This is a genomic window from Nitrospira sp. BLG_2 (assembly GCF_049222245.1).
The window spans coordinates 1-9090 of record NZ_JBLYIG010000394.1 but is presented as its reverse complement, the minus strand read 5'-3'; the positions used below and the strand labels follow the sequence as shown (position 1 = coordinate 9090).

Annotated in this window: 8 protein-coding genes and 1 pseudogene; 8 read left to right on the top strand and 1 reads right to left on the bottom strand. The window is 52.2% G+C overall.

Going from position 1 to position 9090, the window contains the following annotated elements; translation table 11 throughout:
* Positions 1-522 (top strand): annotated as a pseudogene (locus ACOSYY_RS10890) (carboxypeptidase M32); the annotation flags it as partial.
* On the opposite strand, the gene ACOSYY_RS10885 reads toward ACOSYY_RS10890, so the two are convergent.
* Positions 510-1106, bottom strand: coding sequence for a hypothetical protein (locus ACOSYY_RS10885; RefSeq protein WP_421662380.1), 597 nt, complete (start codon positions 1104-1106; stop codon positions 510-512). The pseudogene ACOSYY_RS10890 and the gene ACOSYY_RS10885 sit on opposite strands and share 13 nt — an antisense overlap.
* A gap of 154 nt (positions 1107-1260) precedes the next feature.
* Between ACOSYY_RS10885 and ACOSYY_RS10880 the strand changes: the two genes are divergently transcribed.
* From ACOSYY_RS10880 to ACOSYY_RS10850, 7 genes are all read left to right on the top strand, one after another.
* A complete protein-coding gene (locus ACOSYY_RS10880; RefSeq protein WP_526023314.1) occupies positions 1261-1692 on the top strand; it encodes a Fur family transcriptional regulator in 432 nt (143 codons plus the stop codon).
* 255 nt (positions 1693-1947) lie between these two features.
* Positions 1948-2376, top strand: a complete 429-nt coding sequence (gene exbB / locus ACOSYY_RS10875; RefSeq protein WP_421662378.1) for a TonB-system energizer ExbB — start codon at positions 1948-1950, stop codon at positions 2374-2376.
* On the top strand, positions 2369-2743 hold the full coding sequence (locus ACOSYY_RS10870) for an ExbD/TolR family protein (protein ID WP_421662377.1): 375 nt from the start codon (positions 2369-2371) through the stop codon (positions 2741-2743). The genes exbB and ACOSYY_RS10870 overlap by 8 nt, the downstream gene beginning before the upstream one ends.
* A gap of 161 nt (positions 2744-2904) precedes the next feature.
* Positions 2905-3678 carry an energy transducer TonB gene (locus tag ACOSYY_RS10865; protein ID WP_421662376.1) on the top strand — a complete coding sequence of 258 codons (774 nt, stop codon included), beginning with the start codon at positions 2905-2907 and terminating at the stop codon, positions 3676-3678.
* Positions 3679-3871: 193 nt separating this feature from the next.
* On the top strand, positions 3872-4468 hold the full coding sequence (locus ACOSYY_RS10860) for an RNA polymerase sigma factor (RefSeq protein WP_421662375.1): 597 nt from the start codon (positions 3872-3874) through the stop codon (positions 4466-4468).
* A 96-nt stretch (positions 4469-4564) separates the two neighbouring features.
* Positions 4565-5554 carry a FecR family protein gene (locus tag ACOSYY_RS10855; protein WP_421662374.1) on the top strand — a complete coding sequence of 330 codons (990 nt, stop codon included), beginning with the start codon at positions 4565-4567 and terminating at the stop codon, positions 5552-5554.
* Positions 5555-5735: 181 nt separating this feature from the next.
* Positions 5736-8288, top strand: a complete 2553-nt coding sequence (locus ACOSYY_RS10850; RefSeq protein WP_421662373.1) for a TonB-dependent receptor domain-containing protein — start codon at positions 5736-5738, stop codon at positions 8286-8288.
* Positions 8289-9090 lie beyond the last annotated feature (802 nt).

Sequence of the window (9090 nt, the reverse complement as noted above, 5' to 3'; positions counted from 1 at the left end):
GGCGTGGAGAGTGAACAATTCTATGCTGCGATCAATCGCGTGAAGCCGTCGTTGATTCGCGTGGAGGCCGACGAACTGACCTACAATCTCCATATCATGCTGCGGTTTGAGATCGAGCAAGCGCTCGTGGAGAACAAGACCCAGCCCGACGACCTGCCGGCGATCTGGAATCAAAAGATGAAGGACTACTTGGGAATCGTTCCGACATCCGACGCGGAAGGAGTGCTGCAAGACGTGCACTGGTCGTTCGGCGCGTTCGGTTATTTCCCAACGTATACCTTGGGCAACCTTTATTCCGTGCAATTCTTCGAGCAGGCCACGTTGGAAATTCCCCATTTGGCGGATGAGATTGCAGCCGGTCGGTTAATCGTCTTGCGCCGGTGGCTGGAGCAGAAAATTCACCGTTGGGGCCGCATGTTCACGCCTTCCCATCTCGCGCAACGCGTGACCGGGTCGACCGTAAGTCCTGAGCCTTTTCTCAACTATGTGGAACAGAAGTACGGCGAGCTCTACCAATTGTGAGCATCGATGACTGGTCGGCTGTCATACCCCATTGCGGCGTTAAGCTTTGCCGCGATGGCCGGAGACAACGCCACTTCAGCCCGCACTTCGATCCGATGCGGCACGAGCAGCGTGGTATGGAACACAATATCTCGAATGGGAATCTTGAGATCAGGGTCCTGTGGTGTGCTCAGCTGCACCAATTCGACGGAGGTCGTGATGGTACCGGTGTCTTGTTGTCCATAGGCGGCCACGACGGCATCGAGAATGTCTTTGGCCTTCTCGTTGGCCTCCACCCCGTCGATCGCGTTCAGGAGTAATGGGATCACTTCCTCCTTCACCTGATCCGACACCGTGAAGTTCTCGATCCGCCCTTTCCGACGGAGAGAGGTCAAGTCGTTATCGAGGTCTTTACTGAAGGCGCCGTAAGCAAAGCGAAAGAATTCAAAATGGAACGTTTTCAGGCCTTTGGCAAAGGTTTGAAGCTCACACAAAAAACACAGCTGCTGCAACTTCACATCGCTCAGTTGGCCATACGGTTCTGCAAGCTGCAAAATATACAGAATAAGAGCACGATCAACTGTGATCTGATTGGGTGTTCTCAAGATCTCACTCTGTGCATGGGCGCTTTACTATAGACAGCCGAGAAGGCAGCCGTCAAAGGGAGTTTGGAGATTAACAACGGTCCGATGGAAGCACTCTTGACCAGCCGCTCAGTTTCGTCTTTAATTCCCGGTTTAGGAGGATGATCTCATCATGATGTCGAAACATGCTAAAGAAATGGGAGTCTTGAAGGAACATCTGGGGAAGCATCAGCTCAAATTTACTCGCCAGCGGGAATTGATCCTCGACGCCTTTCTCAAGCAGGAACACATCACGGCTGAAGAGATGTATCACCAGTTGGCGCGCAAAGATCCGCACCTGGGGCTCGCGACGATTTACCGCACGCTCAATCTCTTCTGCGAAGCGGGTCTAGCCCAAGCCAGACACTTCGGTACTCAAACGCAGTACGACAATGTGTCCCATAAGGGCCACCATGACCATCTCATTTGCACCGGCTGCGGAAAGATCGTGGAGTTCGAGAACTGCGATATTGAGCGTCTTCAGGAAGAAGTGGCGTCACGGAATGGTTTTACCATCCAAACCCACCGCCTCGAACTCTATGGGCTCTGCTCTCGCTGCCGTCATTGAAGCCTGCCGGCTGCCCTCCGGACAGATCGCCCGCGACAGCGAGAGTTCAACCAGTGTCTACCAGGATGGTATACCGATCGAGTTACGAATTTCAGTAACACACACTGTTTTGTTTAATGCCGATGCCCTTCCTGCTGGCACAGGAGGCCGCCTCACTAGAGACGCCAGCAAGCTTAATTTTTCCCATTGACAGAGCTAAAGAATGGATGTTATTGAGAAGCTTTATCAATAAGATAGATGTAGAGGACTATCATTATGGATGTACTGAAAGAGATCGTGGATTATGGAATTATCGGCCTGCTGCTCGCCTTAAGCGTATGGGCAGTAGCGGTAGCCGTCGAGCGCTGGCAATTTTATCGGCAGATTGACCCTTCCCACTATCCTAATCAACAACTTTTCGAGATCGCCCTGACAAAACGGTTGGTCGTTATCGGGACAGTAGCAGCCAACGCTCCATACATCGGACTTTTAGGAACAGTCCTCGGAATCATGCTGACCTTTCACACCATGGGGACCTCCAAGACCATCGCCGTCAGCTCCATCATGGTGGGTCTGAGCCTCGCACTCAAGGCCACTGCTGTGGGGCTTCTGGTGGCTATTCCCTGTGTGGTGATGAACAACGCCCTCCGGAGACGAGTCGCCGAACTGATCACTCTCTATAAAGCGCAACATCAACATGGATGATGAACTGAACCAAATCAACGTCATCCCCTTGGTTGACGTCATGCTGGTCTTGCTGGTTATCGTGTTGACCACGGCCACCTTTATCACCACCGGTCAGATTCCAGTAGATTTGGCCAAATCCACTGAAGCCGGGGATAGAAAAGATGTGCCCGTAATCATCACGCTGACTTCGCAAGGGCAAATGTACTTAAACGATTCCGCTGTCCCTGAAAACGGATTGCGAATCGTGCTTGAACGGCAACCAAGAGAATCATTGGTGATTGTCCGTGCCGACAAAGTGACGATCTTGGAACGGTTTGTCCAGGTGATTGATGAGTTAAAAGGCCTCGGCTTTGGACAAGTCAGCCTTGAAGTGGTGAAATCGTGACTTCTTTTTTCTACAACTACTCCAATCACGCTCATCTGCATCGTCGGGGTTGGCTTTATTCGGTGATTCTCCATGCAATGATGAGTGCATGTACCCTTGTGCTGATGTCTCGATTAACGCCATCGTTTGAATCCGACTCATTTAAGTGGAACGTGGCACTGATGGAATCGCCGGGACCCCAACCAACATTAGACCCTCTTGCCGAGGTCAGACCCGCAGCCCCGTCTGTACCACCGAAGCCAAAGTTTGTGAAGCCTCGATCGGTGTCGCCGGCAGCAGTCTCGGACCAGGCTCAGCAAGAGGTTGTCCCACGTCAGTTCGCTCAAGTCGACCAGGGCGTTACAGAAGTTACTCCGGTGAATCAAACTGCCTCGACCATTATTACACAACCCCTCCAACCTCATGACCTCACCGAAACGATGGCTCCGGTCCTGACCCAGGATAGGGTTGCGGAAGAAGAGCCTACGCCGATGAATAATGAGGTCGCCTCAGACGAAGCTGCCACGTCCGTCGAACCGACCATCCATTCTGTCGTCCATCAATCTCTAGTCGAAGCGACGAGTGAAACCCCGGCGCAAGTCCTGCAGCACAGCGTCGAACAAGTGGTGGCTTCCGCAGCTCCCTTCAAGGCAGCACCAGCAGCCAAGGCAGACTATGGATGGCTGATGAGAGCGTTGCTCGGACGGATCGAAGAACTTAAGAACTACCCGGTCATGGCTCGAATGAATCGCTGGGAAGGCAAGGTGATCCTTAGGGCCGTCATTAAAGACGACGGTCAAGTGTTGATGGTAGAAGTACAAGAAAGCTCCGGCCGGTCGATTCTGGACAACGATGCAATGGAAACCCTAAAAAAGGCCTCTCCACTAAAACTGGATCACCCCTTAGGGAAGCCACAAGTAGCGATAGTGATGCCGATCAGTTATTCGCTTCGTTAACGTGCACCTACGGTGGAAGCAATCTACCGGAGAAAACACGTGACTCGCCATCTATTGGCTCAATGTCATTGTGCTGATAGCGATGCTTACGGTGAGTTCGAACCCGCCTCGTCTTTCCATAGGATGAAGATTTCTGAAACAGTGTTGACATTTGTCGGATTGGGAATGAACCTCCCTCTTAGATAGGCAGGAGATGTCTGATTCCTTTGATGATGTGGGGGTAACTCATTTTCCCCTCTCCTGTTCGGCTATGAACGGTATCCCCGCAGCCAGTGCGTCCCGTCTCGACTCGCTTGTTGAATTTGCCAAAACCGAACATACTGAATTACTGCACTTTCTCACACGAAGAGTACGCTGTCCTTCAGCTGCGGCCGATCTCGTGCAAGAGCTCTACTTACGTATCGTCACACTTACCAGCCCAGAAGCGATCCGTGATCCACGGGGTTTTCTCTACACGACTGCCAAAAACCTCGCTATCGACTACCTGCGAAAGAAGCATCGAGCATTGCCTCGATCGGAACCTCTGGAAAAAGCGCTGGCTGTGCCGACGACCGCTCCGGATGTCGAGGCAACCGTCGACGCGAAGAGACGTCTCGCTGCCGTACTCAAAGCGATCGACGAACTACCAGCTCGGCGTCGCGCCACATTCATCATGTTCAAGTTCGAACATAAGACCTACGATGAAATAGCCAGGGAGCTCCATATATCCGTGAAAACGGTAGAGCACCACCTCAGCAAGGCCATCGCCCACTGCCGGAAACGTTTTGAGACCTTCGATGGTCGGTTATGAAGATGGGAACTTTTCCATTGAGTCGCTACAGCACTCCCGACTATCATTAGGAGTTTCCTGGCATTCAGTCCTTTGTTGTCACGCGATCAATCGGATATGTCGGCACCGCATTCCTCTTCGGACAACCACGAGCTCACGCGTGTCTGGGACGAAGCCAATGTATGGGTTCTGCGTGTCCATTCCGGCCTCCTCTCTGCCGAGGAGCATCGAGAGTTCGAGGCTTGGCGTGCGCGAAGCCCACTCCATCGACTACAGTTCCAAGATGCTGAGCGGTTTTGGCATACACTTGATGGACTAACCGGCCAGGTGACACGTGAGAAGCATGAATCACCACACGGTCATTTCATCCCACGCCGTGCGCACCCTCTGACATCTGTGCTGCGATCTCATTGGTCAGCCATTGCCGCTACTTTTGTTGTCGTCCTCACAGCAACGCTACTCTGGTCCACGCTCACCGTTTGGTTGAGCGATTACAAGACTGCACCTGGCGAGCAAAAGTCCGTCTCCCTTGCCGATGGATCAACCGTGTTTTTGAACACACAGTCCGCTTTCTCAGTGAATTTATCTGAACAGCGCCGATCATTGGCTCTCACACGAGGGGAAGCGCTCTTTGAGGTTGCGCATGATATTGAGCGCCCGTTCGAAGTCACGGTCGGCGGATGGATCGTACGGGCCGTGGGCACGACATTCAACATCGACCGCCATGCAGACAACATCACAGTCACGGTCGTCGAAGGCGCCGTTCGACTGCTTCACGATAACGATGTATGGGATATTCCAGTCGGCTACCGGATTGCCTATGATGAGCATCACATCATTGGTGAACTGGAACCAGTGGATATTCTCAAAACCATCGCATGGCGAAAAGGTGAGTTCTCATTCACGGACATGCCGTTGAGCAGGATCGTTGAAGAGCTGAATCGTTACCGGTCTGGTAAAATTGTGATTGCAACCGCCTCTTTGGGAGACCTTCGCTTGTCCGGGAGCCTTTCCTTGGAAGATCCCATTCAGGCCCTCAAAATGCTGCAGAATGTGTTTCCATTTCAAGTGACGCAATTCACCTCATTCCTCACCATCGTCTCCTGATAACACATTGACTATATAAGCCATCGCCTGTCCCAGATGGACCGCCCCTCAGTTCGTTTAATTAATTTTGAGACTGATTGTAAAAATTATTCGTAAGCGATAGGGAATTCCTCTCCTTCGTTTCGTCCTTCTACATAGAGCTCGCTCCTGTTTATTGCCCACGACGGAAAAGGAGAGGTATATGGGTCAGACGAAGGTGTCATGTCTCATTCTAGTCGGTTTGCTGCTCATAGGACTTGGGAATCTGCCAAAAGCGACCGCGGAGACTTCGGCCGAGCTGCCCCCTGCGGCTGTGACCTTCGATATACCGCGCCAACCGCTTGCACAGGCCCTCGAAGCATTTCAGAACCAAAGCGCGATCCGTTTTTTGGTGAGAGCTGATCTCATTCACGATCAGCAATCTACGGCTATAGCCGGCCAATACTCCCCTGAAATCGCGTTGCGGTTACTCCTTGCCGGGACAGGCTTGACCTATCGTGTTGTCGGACCAGATTCCGTTACGATCGAAAGCGCACTAGGAGCGCAAGTTCCCGCTGAGGAGACGGATCCACAGAATCCAACGGAGGAACAACAACCGCTGAAAATTCCGTTGACTGAAATTATCGGGACCGCCCCGACAGCGCTCGACCACATCCCCGGATCGGGAAAGGTGATCACGTCCCAGTCCATCCAGAACAACCACAGGTTCACGATCAACGAAACCCTGAGGGAAGTTCCGGGTGTCCATGTGCGGGACGAAGATGGTTTAGGCATCAGGCCCAATATCGGTATCCGTGGCTTGGATCCGACTCGCAGTCGAAAAGTCCATATCATGGAGGACGGCGTGCCGATCATGCTGATGCCGTACGCCGATCCGTCGTCGTATTACTTTCCTCCGATCTTCCGATTCGATCGAATCGAAGTGTTGAAAGGCAGTGGACAACTGCTCTACGGCCCTCAAACCATTGGAGGCGTCATCAATCTTATTACCCGCATGCCACCCACGACGCCGGAAGGACACTTTCAAGTGTGGGGCGGCAACCTGAATTATCTAAACACCCACTTTGATTACGGCGGCACCTGGGGGAAAGGCGGCTATCTGGTCGACTATACCCATTATCAAACCGACACCCCGAGATTTACCAATATCCGCGCCAAGGTGGATGACTTGACACTCAAGACGGTCCAGGAATTAAGCGATAGGACGCAAATTCTGGCCAAGTTCAATTACTATCGCGAAAACTCAGGGATCGGCTACCAGGGTCTAACACAAGCGGATTGGGCCATCCGCGGTGAAGACCGGCAGACCCTGTTTACCAACGATCATATGGACTTCATGCGGCTCGGCTATCACGTGGCCGTGAATCATATGTTTACGGCAAATCTGACCTCGACGGTCAACCTTTTTGGGCACTACATTCAACGAGATTGGTCTCGTCAATCTCAACAAGGAGTAGACATCAATGGAAATCCTGTCGGCGGTGTACAAAATGGCAATAACCTTCCGGCAACCGCCTTTAGCGTCGTGCCTGCGAATGCGCGCTTCACGAACGAACGGGAGTATTGGGTCTGGGGAGTCGAGCCACGGTTCCATTATCTCCACTCCTTGTTGGGGATAAAGGGTGAAGCTGATTTCGGAGCGCGGTATATGTTCGAACAATCGGACCGTAAGCAGCTACTCAATACCATCTCAGGTACAGGACTCCCTTCAAGTTGCGTCGTCTCTGTACCCGGAGCCACTTGTTTAGGAGAAAATACGTTTCGGACAACTAACGCCTATTCCTTCTTCGCGCAAGAACGTATGTTCTTCGGCCCATTCACGGTGACCCCCGGCTTCCGCGTCGAACATATCAGCTATGATCAAACAAATCGGCTGGCAAATAACGGTCAAGGAACCTACGGGAAAACCAACTTCACCGAAGTCCTGCCAGGAGTAGGAGTGACCTACTCTCCGTTCAAAAACAACACGTTCTTTTTCGGAGCCCATCGAGGCATGGCACCACCCCAGATTTCCGATGCCATCACCGGCACAGGACAAGTTGTAGATCTTGGACCGGAATTGAATTGGACCTACGAGTTGGGAGTAAGAGGAAACCTGGCCCCGTGGCTGGGATATTCCATTACAGGCTACCAGATTGATTTCTCCAATCAGATCATCTCCCAATCAGTGGCGGGCGGTGTCGGCGCCACCTTGACCAGCGCTGGGAAAACCCAACATCGCGGAGCTGAGGTTGCCGCACAGCTGGATATCTTGGACGCCGTGACCGGACGAAATGACGACGAAGATATCACTCTTGATATCAACTATACCTGGGTTGCTCAGGCAGACTTTAGAGGAGCGCGTAACAGTTCTATTACCGGTGCGGCTCTGTTGCCCGGCGAGCCGGCAATCTTCAATACCAGCGGGAATCGCCTTCCCTACTCTCCAGAACATTTGATTTCAGCGGGGATCGGCTATGCCAACCGGGCCTTCAGTCTTGGACCGTTTAATGCGCGGGTGGAAACTCAGTGCATCAGCGATCAGTTTGGGGACGACCGCAACACCGTGATTCCGACTCCGAACGGACAGCGCGGCATCGTGAGAGGCTGGTGCATGCTCAACGCTTCTGTCAATCAACACGTGAAGAAGATCAACACGACCTTTTTCTTCACGGGGAAAAATATGCTCGGCCAAGACGTCATTATGGACCGCACACGGGGTATCTATCCCGGCCTTCCGGCGCTCTGGCAAGCTGGCGCTCGGTGGACATTTTAGTGTAACGGACGGCCGGTCATCCACAAGACGTGAATGCCCCCTCAAGTGTTAGCGGCTATGAATGATGCAATCTTGGGCCAGCTTGCACGGCGGAACAGGTTCACGGTTTCTGCGGCCAACTGCTTGCTTGTCTTATCGAGATGAGGATCGAGCTGGAATACAAATGTTGTCGGAGGCTTGTGATGATTCCTCCCTCCTGAAAGATGCTACCGAGCGAGCGTGACCTCTTTCACCTGACTCTCAAATAATTCAATTCGAGCTTGACGGCAATCACGCCATTCTTCGCGCGGCCTCTCCCTGACAGAACTGGCGCATCCGGTAAACTTTCTGGCCTATCAATCTATTCAGGAATATTAACACTCTACTTGACAGCAGAGTATCATTAAGATATTAATAATCGTTCTCAATTTATCCCATATTGCCGCATGACCATCACCGAGGCACGCACAGTGGAAAATTATCAGATGCTGGAAGCCCGCTGTGAGTGCGGGCAGCTGATTGCCAAGATATGTGAGCAGGGGCTGGAACTAAAGTGTAAACGGTGCAAGCGAGTTGTTGTCATTCCTTTTTCATCAATTGAAGGCTGGGGAACCGGACATCATAATTTACTGCGAAAATGAAGAACCGGCTTCATATCCTTCTTATAAATATAGGGGTTCGGTTCGCTTTCACTTTTTGAAGACGGAGGCCGCAAAGCCTCGAATCAGACAACCGTTATCGGAGACAAGCGACCGCACGAATCGTAATACCAGCAACAGCCATAGACTTTCTCAGCGGCCAGCGGTTTTCACCCAGAGCCCGG

Coding starts and splice junctions, on each gene's coding strand:
- ACOSYY_RS10855 (WP_421662374.1), top strand. CDS start 4,565: ATGTCGGCACCGCATTCCTCTTCGGACAACCACGAGCTCACGCGTGTC.
- ACOSYY_RS10850 (WP_421662373.1), top strand. CDS start 5,736: ATGGGTCAGACGAAGGTGTCATGTCTCATTCTAGTCGGTTTGCTGCTC.
- ACOSYY_RS10870 (WP_421662377.1), top strand. CDS start 2,369: ATGGATGATGAACTGAACCAAATCAACGTCATCCCCTTGGTTGACGTC.
- exbB (WP_421662378.1), top strand. CDS start 1,948: ATGGATGTACTGAAAGAGATCGTGGATTATGGAATTATCGGCCTGCTG.
- ACOSYY_RS10880 (WP_526023314.1), top strand. CDS start 1,261: ATGTCGAAACATGCTAAAGAAATGGGAGTCTTGAAGGAACATCTGGGG.
- ACOSYY_RS10860 (WP_421662375.1), top strand. CDS start 3,872: ATGTCTGATTCCTTTGATGATGTGGGGGTAACTCATTTTCCCCTCTCC.
- ACOSYY_RS10865 (WP_421662376.1), top strand. CDS start 2,905: ATGGAATCGCCGGGACCCCAACCAACATTAGACCCTCTTGCCGAGGTC.